At 55.2% G+C, this 15491-nt stretch carries 12 protein-coding genes; 9 read left to right on the top strand and 3 right to left on the bottom strand.

From position 1 onward, the window contains the following. Nucleotides 1–8: 8 nt before the first annotated feature. The 5 genes from rbfA to HUW35_RS02035 all read left to right on the top strand — a co-directional run bounded on the left by rbfA (nt 9) and on the right by HUW35_RS02035 (nt 5080). A complete protein-coding gene (gene rbfA, locus HUW35_RS02055) occupies nt 9–431 on the top strand; it encodes a 30S ribosome-binding factor RbfA (RefSeq protein ID WP_181254050.1) in 423 nt (140 codons plus the stop codon). Further along, nucleotides 431–1381 carry a tRNA pseudouridine(55) synthase TruB gene (gene truB, locus HUW35_RS02050; protein ID WP_181254049.1) on the top strand — a complete coding sequence of 317 codons (951 nt, stop codon included), beginning with the start codon at nt 431–433 and terminating at the stop codon, nt 1379–1381. The genes rbfA and truB overlap by 1 nt, the downstream gene beginning before the upstream one ends. 112 nt (nt 1382–1493) lie before the next feature. Further along, the gene (gene rpsO, locus HUW35_RS02045) at nt 1494–1763 is read left to right on the top strand and encodes a 30S ribosomal protein S15 (protein WP_066966910.1); all 270 of its coding nucleotides are present in this window, start codon (nt 1494–1496) and stop codon (nt 1761–1763) included. Between the two features lie 266 nt (nt 1764–2029). Next, nucleotides 2030–4147 carry a polyribonucleotide nucleotidyltransferase gene (gene pnp, locus HUW35_RS02040; RefSeq protein WP_181254048.1) on the top strand — a complete coding sequence of 706 codons (2118 nt, stop codon included), beginning with the start codon at nt 2030–2032 and terminating at the stop codon, nt 4145–4147. 108 nt (nt 4148–4255) lie between these two features. After that, the gene (locus tag HUW35_RS02035) at nt 4256–5080 is read left to right on the top strand and encodes a sulfite exporter TauE/SafE family protein (RefSeq protein ID WP_219932633.1); all 825 of its coding nucleotides are present in this window, start codon (nt 4256–4258) and stop codon (nt 5078–5080) included. 146 nt (nt 5081–5226) lie between these two features. Here the strand turns inward: HUW35_RS02035 and HUW35_RS02030 are convergent, their stop codons facing one another. After that, nucleotides 5227–6765: a peptide MFS transporter gene (locus tag HUW35_RS02030; protein ID WP_181254047.1), complete on the bottom strand. Its 1539-nt coding sequence runs from the start codon at nt 6763–6765 to the stop codon at nt 5227–5229. A gap of 186 nt (nt 6766–6951) precedes the next feature. Here HUW35_RS02030 and HUW35_RS02025 point away from each other — a divergent pair, with 186 nt between their 5' ends. Continuing rightward, nucleotides 6952–8148, top strand: coding sequence for a tetratricopeptide repeat protein (locus tag HUW35_RS02025; RefSeq protein ID WP_181254046.1), 1197 nt, complete (start codon nt 6952–6954; stop codon nt 8146–8148). 87 nt (nt 8149–8235) lie between these two features. Here HUW35_RS02025 and HUW35_RS02020 read toward each other — a convergent pair whose 3' ends face one another. Both HUW35_RS02020 and HUW35_RS02015 read right to left on the bottom strand, forming a co-directional pair. After that, nucleotides 8236–10935, bottom strand: a complete 2700-nt coding sequence (locus HUW35_RS02020) for a TonB-dependent siderophore receptor (RefSeq protein ID WP_181254045.1) — start codon at nt 10933–10935, stop codon at nt 8236–8238. Nucleotides 10936–11461: 526 nt separating this feature from the next. Beyond that, entirely contained in the window at nt 11462–12046 is a 585-nt protein-coding gene (locus HUW35_RS02015) for a MarC family protein (RefSeq protein WP_181254044.1), read from the bottom strand. A gap of 132 nt (nt 12047–12178) precedes the next feature. Here HUW35_RS02015 and HUW35_RS02010 point away from each other — a divergent pair, with 132 nt between their 5' ends. From HUW35_RS02010 to HUW35_RS02000, 3 genes are all read left to right on the top strand, one after another. After that, nucleotides 12179–13150: a class I SAM-dependent methyltransferase gene (locus tag HUW35_RS02010; RefSeq protein WP_181254043.1), complete on the top strand. Its 972-nt coding sequence runs from the start codon at nt 12179–12181 to the stop codon at nt 13148–13150. A 142-nt stretch (nt 13151–13292) separates the two neighbouring features. Next, nucleotides 13293–13574 carry a hypothetical protein gene (locus HUW35_RS02005; RefSeq protein ID WP_181254042.1) on the top strand — a complete coding sequence of 94 codons (282 nt, stop codon included), beginning with the start codon at nt 13293–13295 and terminating at the stop codon, nt 13572–13574. 140 nt (nt 13575–13714) lie between these two features. After that, entirely contained in the window at nt 13715–15367 is a 1653-nt protein-coding gene (locus HUW35_RS02000; protein ID WP_181254041.1) for a sulfotransferase, read from the top strand. Nucleotides 15368–15491 lie beyond the last annotated feature (124 nt).

Here is a 15491-nt window from a genome sequence, read left to right as displayed (position 1 = left end):
GGTAAAAAATGGCTAAAGAATTCCACCGTGCTGACCGGGTAGCCGACGCAATGCGTCGCGAACTGGCCCGTCTGATCCAGCACGAAGTGCGCGACCCGCGCGTAGGCATGGTCAATGTCAACGACGTGGAAGTGAGTCGCGATCTCGCCACCGCCAAGGTCTTTGTTACCCTGGTAGGGGAGGACGACCGCAGCAAGATCGATATCTCCATGGCCGCGCTGAACAAGGCCGCAGGCTTCCTGCGTACCCAGCTCGCCAAAGAGATCCAGATTCGCACCATTCCCCGTCTGCATTTCCGCTATGACGAGACCTCCGTGCGCGGCCAGCACCTCTCGGCGCTGATCGACAAGGCGGTCCAGTCCGACCAGAGCAAGGCTGGCGATAGCGACCCGGAAAACGACCAAGACAGCGAAAAAGATAGCGACGACTGATGGGCCGCAGACCAAAATGGGGCCGGCAGATCGACGGTGTCTTGTTGCTGAACAAGCCCACCGGTATATCCGCCAACGACGCTCTGCAGAAAGCCAAACGACTGTTTTTCGCCAATCGCGCGGGGCATACCGGCGCGCTGGACCCTCTGGCCACCGGCGTGCTGCCGATCTGTTTCGGTGAGGCGACCAAGTTCTCCCAGTACCTGCTGGATGCCGACAAGCGCTATCGCAGTACCTTTTGCCTCGGGATGACCACCGAAACCGGCGATGCCGACGGCAATGTGGTCGCTACCAGCGATGCCTCCGGGGTCACCGAGCAGCAGGTGCGCGACGCCATGGTGCCGTTCCGCGGCACCATCAGTCAGGTGCCTTCCATGTATTCCGCGCTCAAGCACAAGGGCCAGCCGCTGTACAAACTGGCCCGCCAGGGGATCGAAGTGGAGCGCGAGCCACGGGAAGTGGAAATCTACTCCTACGAATTGCTGAATTTCATCCCTGCTGACCAGTCGCCGGACAAGATGCCGCGCGCGGAGGTCGAAGTGCACTGCTCAAAGGGTACCTATGTGCGCAGCCTCGCCGAGGATCTGGGCAAGGCGCTGGGTGTGGGGGCATTTGTCGAGAAGCTGCACCGCAGTGCCGCCGGTCCTTACCATGAAGATGATGCGATCACCCTGGATGAGCTGACCGAGGAACGGGGTGAAGACCGCGCCGAAGTGCTGGATCACCACCTGCTGCCGGCGGATTCTCCCGCCTCCGGCCTGCCCAAAATGATCCTGTCCGACGACACCGGTTACTATCTGCGTCAGGGGCAACCGGTAATGGATCTGCAGGTCTATCGCTTGGGCGACGAAGGTGATATGGTGCGCCTCTTCCTGGAAAGTGGTGAATTTCTAGGCGTTGGAGAGATTACTGATGACGGACGGGTTGCACCCCGTCGGTTGGTAAAATAACCCGCAATAGCCTGGTTACAGGTGAGGGCGGGTAATACGATGACTAGCTGGTCTGTAAACATGCACGGGCCAGCCGGATCTTTAAAGCATGTTACGAACGAGGTAATTCGTTATGGCACTGTCTGCAAACGAAAAAGCAGCCATCCTGAAAGAGCACGGCCAGTCTGAAGGTGATACCGGTTCTCCGGAAGTTCAGGTAGCCCTGCTGACTGCCAACATCAACAAGCTTCAGGGTCACTTTGCTTCTCACAAGCAAGACCACCACTCCCGTCGTGGTCTGATCCGCATGGTAAACCAGCGTCGTAAGCTGCTGGACTACCTGAAGCGCAAGGATCTGAACCGTTACGCACAGCTGATCGCCAAGCTCGGCCTGCGTCGCTAAGACCCTGCAATGCCCGCCCCATGGCGGGCATTGTTCTATATAGAATTCAGGTTTCTGACATAATGATTGCGCAATTGCAGTTGTCAGTGACTGAGGGCGAAAGCCCGAAACAATTTCCGCTGTCGGGTAACCGTCAGCGGATTTTGGCGTTTGTGTGGTCCGCTATTTGGGCGCGCAGCGCAGGATGAGCAGACTGTTTGCTCATCACTTGTAGGCAAAGCGTTGCTGGAATGGGCCAGCACGCAAAGGAAACAGGAAAGATACTAGTGAATCCAGTAACCAAAACCTTCCAGTACGGAAAAGACCAGGTCACCATCGAGACCGGCCGTATCGCACGCCAGGCAACCGGCGCAGCGCTGGTCACCATGGGTGAAACTGTTGTGCTGTGTACCGTTGTCGGTGCCAAGGAAGCCAAGCCAGACCAGAGCTTCTTCCCGCTGTCCGTACACTATGTAGAGAAGGCCTATGCGGCCGGCAAGATTCCCGGTGGCTTCTTCAAGCGTGAAGGCCGCCCGTCCGAGAAAGAAACTCTGACCTCCCGTCTGATCGACCGCCCGATCCGCCCGCTGTTCCCGAACGGTTTCATGAACGAAGTACAGGTGATGATCACCGTACTGTCTGCGGAAAAAGACGTGGATCCGGATATCGCCGGCATGATCGGTACCTCTGCAGCACTGTCTGTATCCGGCATTCCCTTCGGCGGCCCGATTGGCGCGGCGCGTGTGGGTTACACCGAGAAAGACGGCTACCTGCTGAACCCCCGTTACAGCGAGCTGAAAGGTTCCGAGCTGGACATGGTTGTGGCCGGCACCAAAGACGCGGTCCTGATGGTTGAATCCGAAGCAAAAGAGCTGCCGGAAGACATCATGCTGGGCGCGGTACTGTTTGCCCACCAGGAAATGCAGGCCGTTGTTAAAGTCTGTGAAGAGCTGAAAGCCGAAGCTGGCAAGCCCACTTGGGACTGGCAGCCGGAAGCGGTGAACGAAGAGCTGAAGTCCGCGCTGGAAGCTCAGTTCGGCGAGAAAGTAGCCGAAGCGTACAAAATCACCGACAAGCAGCAGCGTACCACCCGCCTGGCGGAACTGCGCAGCGAAGCCGCCGAAGCACTGTCTTCTGACGAGCTGGATGAAGGCACCGTTAAGAGCTACTTCGGCAAGCTGGAAAAGAAAACTGTACGTGGCGCAGTGGTACGTGGCGAGCCCCGTATCGACGGTCGCGACACCAAGACCGTGCGTCCTATCTCCGTAGAAGTTGGCGTACTGCCGAAGGGCCACGGCTCTGCGCTGTTCACCCGCGGTGAAACCCAGGCTCTGGTCGTTTCCACCCTCGGCGCAACCCGCGATGCACAGATCATCGACGCGCTGGAAGGCGAGCGTAAAGACTACTTCATGCTGCACTACAACTTCCCTCCCTACTCTGTAGGTGAAGCGGGTCGTGTAGGCGCTACCGGTCGTCGCGAAATCGGCCACGGCCGCCTGGCCCGTCGCGGTATCGCAGCAGTACTGCCGGACCCGGAAGAATTCCCCTACACCCTGCGTGTGGTTTCCGAGATCACCGAATCCAACGGTTCCAGCTCCATGGCTTCCGTGTGTGGTTCCAGCCTGGCGCTGATGGACGCGGGTGTACCGCTGAAAGCACCGGTAGCCGGTATCGCTATGGGCCTGGTAAAAGAAGACGAAGGCTTCGCGGTTCTGACCGATATCCTGGGTGACGAAGACCACCTGGGCGACATGGACTTCAAGGTAGCGGGTACCGCTTCTGGTGTGACTGCGCTGCAGATGGACATCAAGATCGAAGGTATCACCGAAGAGATCATGGAAACTGCGCTGGAGCAGGCCCTGCACGCGCGTCTGCACATCCTGGCAGAGATGAACAAGGTGATCGGCGAGTCCCGTTCCGTGGTGAACGAGAATGCTCCGCGCTACGCAACCCTGAAGATTCATCCGGACAAGATCCGCGACGTGATCGGCAAGGGCGGAGCCACCATTCGCTCTATTACCGAAGAAACCGGTGCCTCCATCGACATCGAAGACGATGGCAGCATCAAGGTATTCGGTGAAGATGGTGAGAGCCTGGAAGCGGCAGTTACCCGTATTGAGGAAATCACTGCGGAAGCCGAGATCGGTGCCATCTACGAAGGTAAGGTTGTACGTATCGTCGACTTCGGCGCATTCGTCAACTTCCTGCCGGGTAAAGACGGTCTGGTACACATTTCCCAGATCGCCGAAGAGCGCGTAAACGCGGTTACCGACTACCTGAGCGAAGGCCAGATGGTTAAGGTCAAGGTTCTGGATGTAGACCAGCGTGGCCGTATCAAGCTGTCCATCAAGGAAGCCAACGCAGACGCAGCAGCGGAAGCGGATGAGGCGACTGGCGAGGAGTAATTCCTCCCGGTTCGCTAGACCTGCTTGCAGGTGACCGAAAACGGTGGCTATATGCCACCGTTTTTTTTGCATTAAAAAAATCAAGATTTTGCGGAAGGGGAGCGCACTGTGGAAGTGTTGTTGATTTACCTGCTGGTAGGGATGGGCGCGGGCACCATTGCGGGTCTGTTCGGTGTCGGTGGCGGACTCATCATCGTGCCGGCGCTGGTGCTGGTGTTTACCGCCCAGGGTATTCCTCCGGACATCCTCACCCATATGGCGGTGGGCACCTCCCTCGCCACCATCATCATTACCTCCATCAGCTCCATCCGTACCCACCACGGCAAGCGCGCGGTGGACTGGAAAATTGTTGCCGCCATGGCCCCGGGTATCCTGCTCGGTTCCTGGATTGGCGGCGTCACTGCAGACTGGCTCAGCGGCGCCTGGTTGCAGCTGCTGATTGGCGTATTTGCCGTGGGTATTGCATTGAAAATGTGGCTGGACGGGCTGCGCAAGTCGCAATTGCCTACGGACGGCGAGAAGGTGCCGGGCAGGGTGGGGCTTTCCATTGCCGGAGGCTTTATCGGCTGGATCTCCGCGATATTCGGTATCGGTGGGGGCTCACTTACCGTGCCGTTCCTGTCGCGCTGTCATGTGGTCATGCAGCGGGCCGTCGCGACCTCTGCCGCCTGCGGCTTGCCCATCGCCATTGCCGGTGCGCTCAGCTTTGCGGTGCAGGGCTGGAATAGCCCCCAGCTGCCGGCGTGGAGCAGCGGCTACATCTACTGGCCTGCATTTCTCGGCATAGTCTTGGCCAGCACCTGGTTTGCTCGTTTCGGGGCCCTGCTGGCCCACAGGCTCTCTCCGCAGCTGTTGAAGAACTGCTTTGCCGGGTTACTGTTTATTATCGGAGCCCGGTTTATCTGGCTGAATTACGCCGTATTGGCCAGCTGATCCCTCCACTGTAGGAGCCTGCCTTGCAGGCGAACCATGTGGTGCTCCGGACTGTTGCCTGCAAGGCAGGCTCCTACGCAGTTGTGAAAACAAAAAAGGCCGCTGCGGTTCCCCGCAGCGGCCTTTTTCAGTTCGGGCTAAGCCGATTATCCAACAGTCTTCGCAGGCGCTTCGGCCGGCTCAACCGCTTCGATATGATCTTCACCCTGGCCTTCCCAGGACTTGGACTTCAGGCTGATCAGCGCGATTACCGCACCGATACCGATGCTGAAGATGGCGATCTGCAGGTACAGGTTCGGCAGCTCGGAAACGTTGTTCGGATCGAAGTTGCCTGCCAGCAGGCCCGCAATGATGTTGCCGATGGAGTAGGTGAGTACGAACACACCCATCATCTGGCCGGCGAAGCGACGCGGAGACAGCTTGCTCACCGCACTCAGGGCAACCGGGCTCAGGCACAGTTCACCAACGGTGTGCAGGAAGTAAGTGGTTACCAGCCACATCGGTGCCACTTTCAGGCCGGCTGCGGCCTGCTGGGCTGCGAAGAACATCACGATGAAGCCGGACGCCATGATCATCAGGCCAATGGCGCATTTCAGGCCGTAGGACGGGGTGATCATGCGCTTGCCCAGGTTGATCCACAGGGCAGCGAAGAAGGGCGACAGGATGATGATGAACATCGGGTTCACATTCTGGAACCAGGATGCCGGGATCTCGAAGGAGCCGAGCATGCGGTCGGTGTAGTCGCGACCAAACAGGTTCAGGGAGGAGCCCGCCTGTTCAAAGCCGGACCAGAAGCAGGCAGAAGCCACACATACCAGGAACAGGGCCCACATACGACGCTTCTCGGTCTGGCTCAGGTTGCCACCGAAGTAGATGTAGGCGTAGTAGGCGAAGAAGATAACGGTGAAGGCAATGGCAACGTACTTGGCCACAGCCACCGGATCAAAGGAGATGATACCGCTCATCGTGAGTGCGGTAATTACCACAACACCGGCAACGATTGCCCAGATTGTGCCCCAGGCTTTTTTCGCGCCTTCGGTGGTCATCGGGTGCTCTGGCTTCAGGCTGGCGTCGCCCAGGTTGCCGATGGTTTTGCGGTACTGGATCAGGCCGACCGCCATACCCACCGCAGCGGCGCCGAAGCCCCAGTGCCAGCCCACCTTCTCGCCGAAGTAGCCACAGATCATGTAGCCCAGCACGGAGCCGATATTGATGCCCATGTAATAAAGCGCGTAGCCACTGTCGCGACGCACGTCGTCTTCGGCGTAGAGGTGGCCGACCAGCGCGCTGATATTGGGCTTAAGCAGGCCGGTACCGGTGGCTACCAGAATCAGGCCAATAAAGAAGGTGTGATCACTGGGGATGGCCAGCACGATATGGCCACACATAATGATGATGCCGCCGTACCAGACCGTACGCTGGCCGCCCAGCAGGCGGTCGGCAATCCAGCCACCCGGCAGACCCAGGAAGTACACCGCACCGGTGTAGAGACCGTAAATGGCGGTGGCAGCAGCTACGGTAAAGGCCAGGCCTTCCTGCTGCAGGCTTGCGGTCATAAAGAGGACCAGCAGCGCCCGCATACCGTAGTAACTCATACGCTCCCACATTTCTGTGAAGAAGAGGGTAGAGAGCCCCTTGGGATGGCCAAAGAAGCCATCGCTGTTCTGTTGCGGTAGTGACGACATATCAGTTGTTCCGATTGTTATAGCTTTAGTTGTAGCTTTAAGTGTGACCCTCTCGAGTGTAACAGTGGTCACTAAAACTGGCGAATGGTTACAGGTGAAACAGGAAATGAGCCTGCAAAAGGGATTCCTACGCGACAGGAATTGTGGAAAATTAGAGATTCAAAACATGAAATGGGGAGAATAACGATGAAAACCCCGCAAAATTCCGGACTGGCAGTGGTTAATTGGTCACGGAAGCTGTCGGTGGGCTGGAAATCATTGGCCGTGGGCACCTGCATTGCGCTGATCGGTGGCTGTGTCAGTACCATCCCCGAGCGACCGGCAGCGGTTGACCCACATTGGCTGCTCTCCGGCTCCGCAATCTTTGCTGAGCCAGTAATCCCCTCCGAGTTGCCCGAAGACGACATTCTCGGGCTGGCTCCGGAGATGCGCGAATACCTGGCAAATGTCGCCCCGGATGCCCGTCCGCAACAGCGGCTGGCTGCATTGTTAAAGGGGTTCGAGCAGCGGGAATTCACTGTCGAGTACCGGGCAGACCAGACCCTCACCGCGGCCGAGACTTACAGGCAGGAAGTGGGTAACTGTATGGCCTTTACCGTGATGATGGTGGCCATGGCGCGGGAGCTGGGCGCGGATGCCTACTTCAACCAGGTCGAGGTACCCCCGGTGTGGGGCCACGACGAAGAGCAGACTTTTGTGGTCTATCGCCATATCAATATGGTGAGTGAGAGCAACCGCGGCCGCCGTGTGGTGGACTTCAATCTTGCCGCTTACGATCCAGTCTACGATCAGCGCGAACTGACCGACAACGAAGCCTTTGCCCAGTACTACAGCAACCGCGGTCTGGAGTGGATGGGGCAGGGGGAAATGCGCGAGGCATTCCGCTACCTGCGCAAGGCGCTGGAATTGCGCCCCGGGGACAGCGACCTGTGGGCGAACCTCGGGGCCTTCTACAGTCGCAACGGCCAATACACAGCCGCCGAGCAGAGTTATCTACAGGCACTGCAGCTGGACAGTCGCCACACCATTGCCATGAGCAATCTGGAACGGCTCTATCGCCAACAACAGCAGTTTGAATTGGCGGATTATTACGCTGAGAAAGCCCGCTTCCATCGTGAGCGCAACCCCTATTACCTCTACTATCAGGCGCGCAACGCCTACGAGCATGGCGACTTCAAGAGCGCGAAGCGTCAGCTTAAACGCGCTATCTGGCAGTACGAAAACGATCACCGTTTCCATTTTCTGATGGGCCTGACGAGCTATCGCCTGGGAGACTTTGAAAACTCGAAGACGTATTTTACCGAGGCGTTTTCACTGGTGGATAACCCTGCGACTGAGCGAGCCTACAGCCGCAAGTTGGATTACCTCATGAGGCACCCATAGCGCTCAAAAATAATGAACAAAAAAGGGGGATGCCAATGGCATCCCCCTTTTTCGTTGACTGAATGTCAGCAACTTCTAGTCGGTAACTTAGAACTGGTATGAAGCACCAGCCCAGAAGTAACGACCCTGGAAGTCGTAGAAGCTGTTCCAGTCACTGCCAGAGGTAGTGTGCGGATCCTTGTCGGAAACGTTATCAATACCAGTGGACAGACGCAGGGACTCATTTACATCCCAGCCTGCTTTCAGGTTCAGGTAAGTCATGGACTGAACCGGCAGGTAGGGGCTGTAGCCGTCGTCGAAGTACTGCATGTCGACGCCCATATCCCAGTCGTTACCGTACCAGGTTGCGCTGGCCAGGCCGCGCCACTTCACGTACAGACCGCTGGTGGTGCCAACGTATTCCAGGTAGTCAGACTCGGTGCCGGACTGTTCGTTGAACTCGTTGTACTCGAGCAGGCGGGAAGCCTGGGCACGCAGAGCCAGACGGCCAGCATCGAAGTGCAGGTTGTGCACGATATCAACGTCAACACCGCGGGTATCGATCTGACCGATGTTCATCTTCGCACCTTCCAGTGCAACGATCTGATCGCCAGCGCCACGGGTCACGAACTGACATGCGTTCTGATCGCCAGAGCGGAAGCAGTCGTCCAGCATGCGCTGCAGGTCCGGAGAGGTGATCGCGTCTTCAACGCTGATGTCGTAGTAGTCCAGAGTAATAGACAGGTCGTCTACAAAGCTCGGGGTCCACACAACACCGGCGGTGAAGGTAGTCGCTTCTTCCGGAGTCAGCTCTTCGTTACCACCGATGTTGGTGGGAACCTGGTTGCCCGCCTGGGTGAAGCCAGCACCAACCATGCCACAGTTTTTGCCCTGGCCGTCTTCGTTTGCCGCGCTGGTGTCACACGGGTCGATCAGGTACTCGTAGCTCTGTGCGGAACCGCTGAACAGCTCGTAGATGCCCGGCGCACGGAAAGAGGTGGAGTAGCTGGTACGGAAACGCACATCTTCAACCGGCGCGTAAACCAGGCCAACTTTACCAGTGCTCTGGCCACCGAAGGTGCTGAAGTCGGAGTAGCGAACGGCTACGTCAGCAGTCAGCTCTTCAGCGAAACGAGCACCCTGCAGAATCGGCAGGTTGAACTCGGCAAACACCTCGGTTACGTCGTATTCACCGCCAGTCGCGTCTTGCTGGTTACCGAAAGTCGCACCGCTCTGGGTTTCCGGAGACGGATTGAACTCACCGGTCTCTTCACGGTATTCAACGCCCGCAGCAAAGCCCAGTGCGCCGCCCTGGAATTCGATGGCATTGATGTCGCCAGACAGGGACGCGCCAACGTTCACCAGCTCATAGGAGTTGTCTTCGAAATCGTCGTAGCGGAAGTAGTCCATGATTTCGGGGCTCATGCCGCCCGCGAAGTTGTAGTCCAGACCCGCTGCGCCACTGAAGATCTCTTCCAACTTGGTTTTGTTGTAAGAGTTCAGGGTAACGTTTTCGCCTTCGTTCTTGCCGTAGCTGGCGAAGGTGTCCCAGGTCCAGCCATTGGCGAAATCACCGCTCAAACCACCGGCAACGCGGTAGGTATCGGTGGTCTGCTCGTAAGAGCGGGTACCACCAGCAACCGGACGGATGCGGAAGTCGGAGAAGCCGTCGAGCCAATCGGTGCCGTGAGAAGCTACCGGAGCGGTCGGCTCCAGGCCTTCAGGGCTGCCCTGTGCTTCCCACTCGGTAACTGCAGCGTTGTAAGCTGCCAGCTCGATCTGGTAAGCGTCGTCGGCATTCTGCCACGCGTCCTGCAGCTGAGACTTGATAGCTTCAGGCAGGTGGGTTTCAGGGTTCAGAGCAAAGCCGTTACCCGCGTACAGCGGCTGTGCAGCCAGCTGCTGATTACTGGTTTTGTTGGTGTAGCTGGCTTCACCCCACAGCTCAACGCTGTCGGTGATGGAGTATTTGCCAGAAACGGTAGCGGAAGTACGCTCCATAGCGCCGGACAGCCACATGTGCTGGCCGATGTCGTAACCGGAATAGCTGCCCAGGGTTACGCCGTCTTCACCAATGCTGAAGCTGCCGTAGTTGGTAAAGATATTACCGTTCGGGCCCATGGAGCTGGTCAGGCCGGCCCAGTCGCGATCTTCGTAGGTGATTTCGTCGCGCTGAGCGTGGGTAATGTTGGCAATGAAGCTGCCGCGCTCGCCTTCGTTACCGAAGGTGATAGACAGATCGCCGTTCTCGCCGCCGCCTTCTTTGGTAGCACCGGCGCGCGCATTGATACGAACGCCGTCGAAGGAATCCTTCATGACCACGTTGATTACGCCTGCTACAGCATCAGAGCCGTATACCGCAGAAGCGCCGTCGGTCAGAACTTCGATACGGTCGATCATGTCTACCGGAATGTTGTTCATGTCTACCGCAGAGCTAACGCCGGAAGCGGAAGATACGAAACGACGGCCGTTAACCAGTACCAGGGTACGTGCGGAGCCCAGGTTACGCAGGTCAACAAATGACAGGCCTTGGCCGCCATTGTTGTCGTTGGCATTGATGCCGGTAGTACCCATGGACGGCAGCTGGTTCAGCAGCTCGTCGATGGTACCTACACCAGAACGGCTGATCGCATCGGAATCTACGATGGTGATCGGGCCAGTGGTGGAAAGCGGGTCACGTGCAATACGGGAGCCAGTAACGATCACTTCTTCGACGGTCGGGCCGGGTACGGCTTCCTGAGCGGAAACACCGGTAGCGGCGATGGTGCCGAAAGCTGCGATAGCGATACTCAACTTGGTCTTGATCATAAATGCATCCTTTATGTCTTTAGAGGCACTTTTATAGGTTTGTTGTAATTCGAGTGCGGGCTGACTTTATAGGATGCAGATAATTTGTGGAACTAAACTGACATTGAAGGATCTTCGTTAATTCGGATATTTTGTTTTTTTAATAAACGAAGCGGTCAAATAGTGAGCGTAAAGAAGTGTATATATCCGTAAATCATTTATTTTTTTGCAAAATATTTACGGTATTAACCTTTCGCCTAGGACGTGTATAACTAATATTGAACTTTGAGAGATGGGTCGAAAAATGACCAGGGTGCATTTTTGTATATAATTCGATCGTTTTTTGATGGGGGAGGCAGATCTCAGAGCTTCGTTCTGGCCAGGCTTGTTTCGCTTGGCAAATATTCTCCAGGGAGTGGAGGTGTGCAGATAAAAATAAAACTGGAAAAAGTTTGGAGGCTTATACCTCGCGAAACGTCCTTTGCACTGCAACGGGCGACATTTTGATCAATAAATCGCCCGTACACAGCGCGTCTATATTTGTGCTTTAGCCCAGGCTCTGCTTGATCCCATCCAGAAACAACTGGACTGCCAGCATCACCAGAACCATCCCCATCAGGCGTTCTACCGCAATCAGCCCCCGGTTACCGAGCAGGCGGGCAAGTGGTGAAGACGCCAGCAATATCACCGCGGAAACTCCCCAGGCGCCGAGTAGTGCCAGTGTCCAGTTCCACAGCTGTTCTCCTTCACTGTTGGTCATCAGCATCAAAATAGCCATGGTAGAGGGGCCGGCCACCAGCGGTACCGCCAGGGGTACAAAGAAGGGCTCTCCTTCCAATCTTTCTCCCATGATGCCGCCTTCGATGGGAAACACCATGCGGATGGCAATCAGGAACAGGATGATTGCGCCGGCAATACGAATGGCTTCCTGTGATAGCCCGAGCCACGCAAGCACAAAGCGCCCGCCATAGAGGAATACCAACAGTACGATCAGGGCGAAGATGAGCTCTCGCATGATGACGTATAGCTGGCGTTTGGGAGGCACATTCTTGAGTGCGGCAAGGAACACCGGGATGTTACCCAGCGGGTCCATGACAAAGAGAAGGGTAAGGAAAGCGGTCAGGGTATCCATGTTTATCGCATAACTGAGTGATTGTGGAGTTGTTGGCTGTGTTCGTCTCTACATGACTACCATCAGAAATTCTGAAGATCGTGCCCCTTGCGGCGACACTGTTCAGAAGCGGATGCAAAGAGAAGCGGCAACATGAGTGTGAGCACAGCCTCAAGCTGGCAGTCTTACTGGCAGCAGGCCAAAGATAAAAACGTCTGTGAACTTGGTGGGACAGACCATCCGGCCATTGAGCAATTCTGGCATAGATTTTTTAGGGATGCGCGGGTTGGCGCAAAAAATGCATCTGCTTGCCCTCGAATCATTGACATTGCCAGTGGTAGTGGCGCCGTTTTCGGGCACTTATTTTCTTTGGTGGATAGCGCACGCTGTAACTCCGTGTGCGTTGACCTTTCCCCCGGTGCGGTGAGCGCTGTGGTCGCTCGCTGGCCGGAGGTGTCCGGTATTGTGGCCGATGGTGCGGCACTGCCACTGGCTGAACACAGCGCGGACATTGTTACCAGCCAATTCGGTGTTGAATACGCGGGGATTGAGGCTATCCGGGCGCTGTTTGATATTGTTTCCCCCGGGGGAAGGATTGCATTGCTGTTGCACCACCGGGATGGCGCCATTTACAGAGAGTGCGCCGTCAATTACGCCGCGCTTCGCGAAGTTCGCGAAAACGGATTTCTGGAAGGCGCTATTGAAATGTTTCCTCATGCATTTGATGTGCTAATGGGCGGGGGGCGATCTGAATATGAAAAAACCTCTCAAAATCTGATACCTGCCTTTCGCGATATGGAGCGAATTATGACGCAATATGGTAGGCATGTTGCTGGTGGTGTGATTCGAAAGCTATATATGGACGTAAATCATATACACACGAATTTGCCCAGGTTTGAGCGGCAGGAGGTTATCGGATGGCTGAAGCAGGCGGTAACGGAAATAGATCGTTATATTGAGAGAATGAATTCAATGTGCCGGGCTGCGCTCAGTGCGCAAAGCTTTCAAACTTTGAAGGACGGCTTGGCTAATACTGGATTTGAGTTGCTCGAGGCGGAAGCGCTGAAAGGAGCAGATGAGCAGCGTCCATTGGCCTGGTCTTTAGTTGCAGAAAAGACCGTGTAAAAAATTAACTATTTATTTCCTTGGCTCGCGTTTAAGTAACCGTGATGGGCAGTAATGTGGATATGCGCCGCCAGCGGAGGTAACATGTAATTCCCTGTCTTGGAGGCAGGTGAAAGGACTTTGACGATAACAGGATATTGGCATGAAACTGAAAATGATTCTTTGTGTTGGGCTCGGTTTAGGTCTATTGGCCGGATGTGCCTCCGATGGCGGAGAGAAGGTGCCTGTTGCTGCAGCGCAGGGCGATTCGGCGACCAACAGTTTGGCTACCGAGAAAGAAGAAAAAATTTGTAAAGTACGAGCCATTACCGGGTCTCGCTTCAAGCAAAAAACCTGTATGACGCAGGAAGAGTGGGATCGGATGGCCTACGAAACCAGAAAAATGCTGGATGAAGATACACGCAGCAAGCCAACAAACTATTAATTTTCTGCGTTACTGTTTTACCTGGTCTGATTTAGCATTCCTGAAAGGCGCCTCGGTTCCAGTTTAGTGGGCCTGGGTGCCTTTTTACGTTTGGCCGCATTCAGGTGGATATACGTTTTTGATGGCCGGTTAGTAAAGTTATGAATATCCCTCCGAATATATTGAAAAGCCTTCAGGAAGCAAGATCACTCACCGAGAGTAAGCGATTCGCTGAAGCAGAGAATCTATACCGAAAATTACTGTCGACCAGTGGTGCTGAAGAACTGGTTTATCGGGAAATTTTCCATTTTTACGTGCGACAAGAGAAAACAGCCCAGGCTGTTTCATGCTTGGAGGAAATGGCGCAGCATTTTTCTGGTGTCCCAGAGTGCTGGCTCCAATTGGCCCAGTATGCGCAAACCTGTGGCGAATATGACAAAGCAATTCTCGGTTACCGGAAGTTTCTGGGGCAGGTAACTGACCGGCCGAATACAGTTTACAACTTCGCCTATCTGCTGAAGCAGGTGGGTGAATTGGAAGAGGCGCTGAGTTGGTATCAAAAGGCGTTGGCAATGGGGGTATCAGGGAAAGAGGAAGTTTATACCAATATCGGTGTGATTTTCTCTGAGTTGCGCCGTGAGCCGGAGGCTCGCGCGAGCTACGAGAAAGCGCTGGAGGTTCGCCAGAGCTATTTACCTGCGATGTTGAATCTGGCCGCATTATCGGAAGAGTCCGGGGACAGGGTTTCTGCCTCAGAGCAATACGAAAAAGTGCTTGCGATTGACAGTGAAAATGTATTGGCACTCAGTCGATTGGCTCATCTTTCCGCCGTGGATAGTTCTGCTGCCCCCCTAATTGAAAAAATTTCGACTTTGCTGGCGAGAAGCGGATTGTCCGTGGCTGACCAAGAAGAATTGGGTTTTGCGCTTGGGAAACTACTGGATGATTGTGGTGAGTATGAACAAGCATTCGCCGTTATTGCCAAGGCGAATGATTTAGGTAAAACCAGGTTTAAACCTTACTGTAAGAGTTCGCAGTCCAGTTTGGTCGATAAGCTGATAGACGCTTATCCTCCAGAAATGTTTGATTCGGAAAGCAGCGATGCCGAGGCGGGCCCTGTTTTTATTTGTGGCATGTTCCGCTCAGGATCGACGCTTGTCGAGCAGGTGCTTAGTGGCCACTCTGCAATCATTTCTGGCGGTGAGCTGGATTTTTTTCCGCGTATGATTGATGGGCTTGGTGAAGAGTATCCGGGTAGCTTGGATCAGTTTGGCGCTGAATTCTTTGCGAGGGCGGGCGCAGACTACAGGGACTTTCTGGCGCGCAGATTCGATCCTAAAGCTATTGTAACGGATAAGCGGCCGGATAACTTTCTACATATTGGTCTGATCAAGCGGGCTTTGCCGAATGCCCTGTTTATCTGGACCAGGCGGGGACTGTTGGACAACTGTTTGTCGATCTATTTTCAACAGCTTGGCGGGGGGATGAGTTATTCAGCCGACCTTGAGGCGATTGGTCACTACTACATGCAGCAAGTGCGGCTAATGCGCTACTGGCAAAGTCTATTCCCGCAAAGTATCTGTGAAGTCGAGTATGAGGCGTTGGTAACTGACCCGGAAAAGGAAACGCGTAGGCTGCTGGATTTCCTTGGGCTCACTTGGGAGTCGGGTTGTCTCAACTTTCAGGCGCGTAAGAATTACGTCAAAACTGCGAGCGTATGGCAGGTGAGAATGGGATTGCATACAGGTTCGGTAAAGCGATATCAGAACTATAAGAATCAGCTTTCAGTTTTGGATAAGTTCTTACAGGGGTAACGGTCTTAAGAATTGTCTGGCAACTTTGCCAAATCACTTTTATTTCATTTATTTTGGCAAATAAAAAAGGCGCGGTGGAAGCCACCGCGCCTTTTCTTTTTCCTGGTTACCAGGTTTCTAATTC

Origin of the sequence: Microbulbifer sp. YPW1, assembly GCF_013367775.1 — a bacterium.
Taxonomy (GTDB): Bacteria; Pseudomonadota; Gammaproteobacteria; order Pseudomonadales; family Cellvibrionaceae; genus Microbulbifer.
The sequence above is the reverse complement of the archived record's forward strand: the minus strand, read 5'-3'. Positions and strand labels throughout refer to the sequence as shown.

Bases quoted from the DNA above. Each gene is read 5' to 3' on its own strand.
- HUW35_RS02030 (WP_181254047.1), bottom strand. From the start codon at position 6,765: ATGTCGTCACTACCGCAACAGAACAGCGATGGCTTCTTTGGCCATCCC.
- HUW35_RS02010 (WP_181254043.1), top strand. From the start codon at position 12,179: ATGAGTGTGAGCACAGCCTCAAGCTGGCAGTCTTACTGGCAGCAGGCC.
- rpsO (WP_066966910.1), top strand. From the start codon at position 1,494: ATGGCACTGTCTGCAAACGAAAAAGCAGCCATCCTGAAAGAGCACGGC.
- HUW35_RS02015 (WP_181254044.1), bottom strand. From the start codon at position 12,046: ATGGATACCCTGACCGCTTTCCTTACCCTTCTCTTTGTCATGGACCCG.
- HUW35_RS02005 (WP_181254042.1), top strand. From the start codon at position 13,293: ATGAAACTGAAAATGATTCTTTGTGTTGGGCTCGGTTTAGGTCTATTG.
- HUW35_RS02025 (WP_181254046.1), top strand. From the start codon at position 6,952: ATGAAAACCCCGCAAAATTCCGGACTGGCAGTGGTTAATTGGTCACGG.
- truB (WP_181254049.1), top strand. From the start codon at position 431: ATGGGCCGCAGACCAAAATGGGGCCGGCAGATCGACGGTGTCTTGTTG.
- HUW35_RS02020 (WP_181254045.1), bottom strand. From the start codon at position 10,935: ATGATCAAGACCAAGTTGAGTATCGCTATCGCAGCTTTCGGCACCATC.
- rbfA (WP_181254050.1), top strand. From the start codon at position 9: ATGGCTAAAGAATTCCACCGTGCTGACCGGGTAGCCGACGCAATGCGT.
- HUW35_RS02000 (WP_181254041.1), top strand. From the start codon at position 13,715: ATGAATATCCCTCCGAATATATTGAAAAGCCTTCAGGAAGCAAGATCA.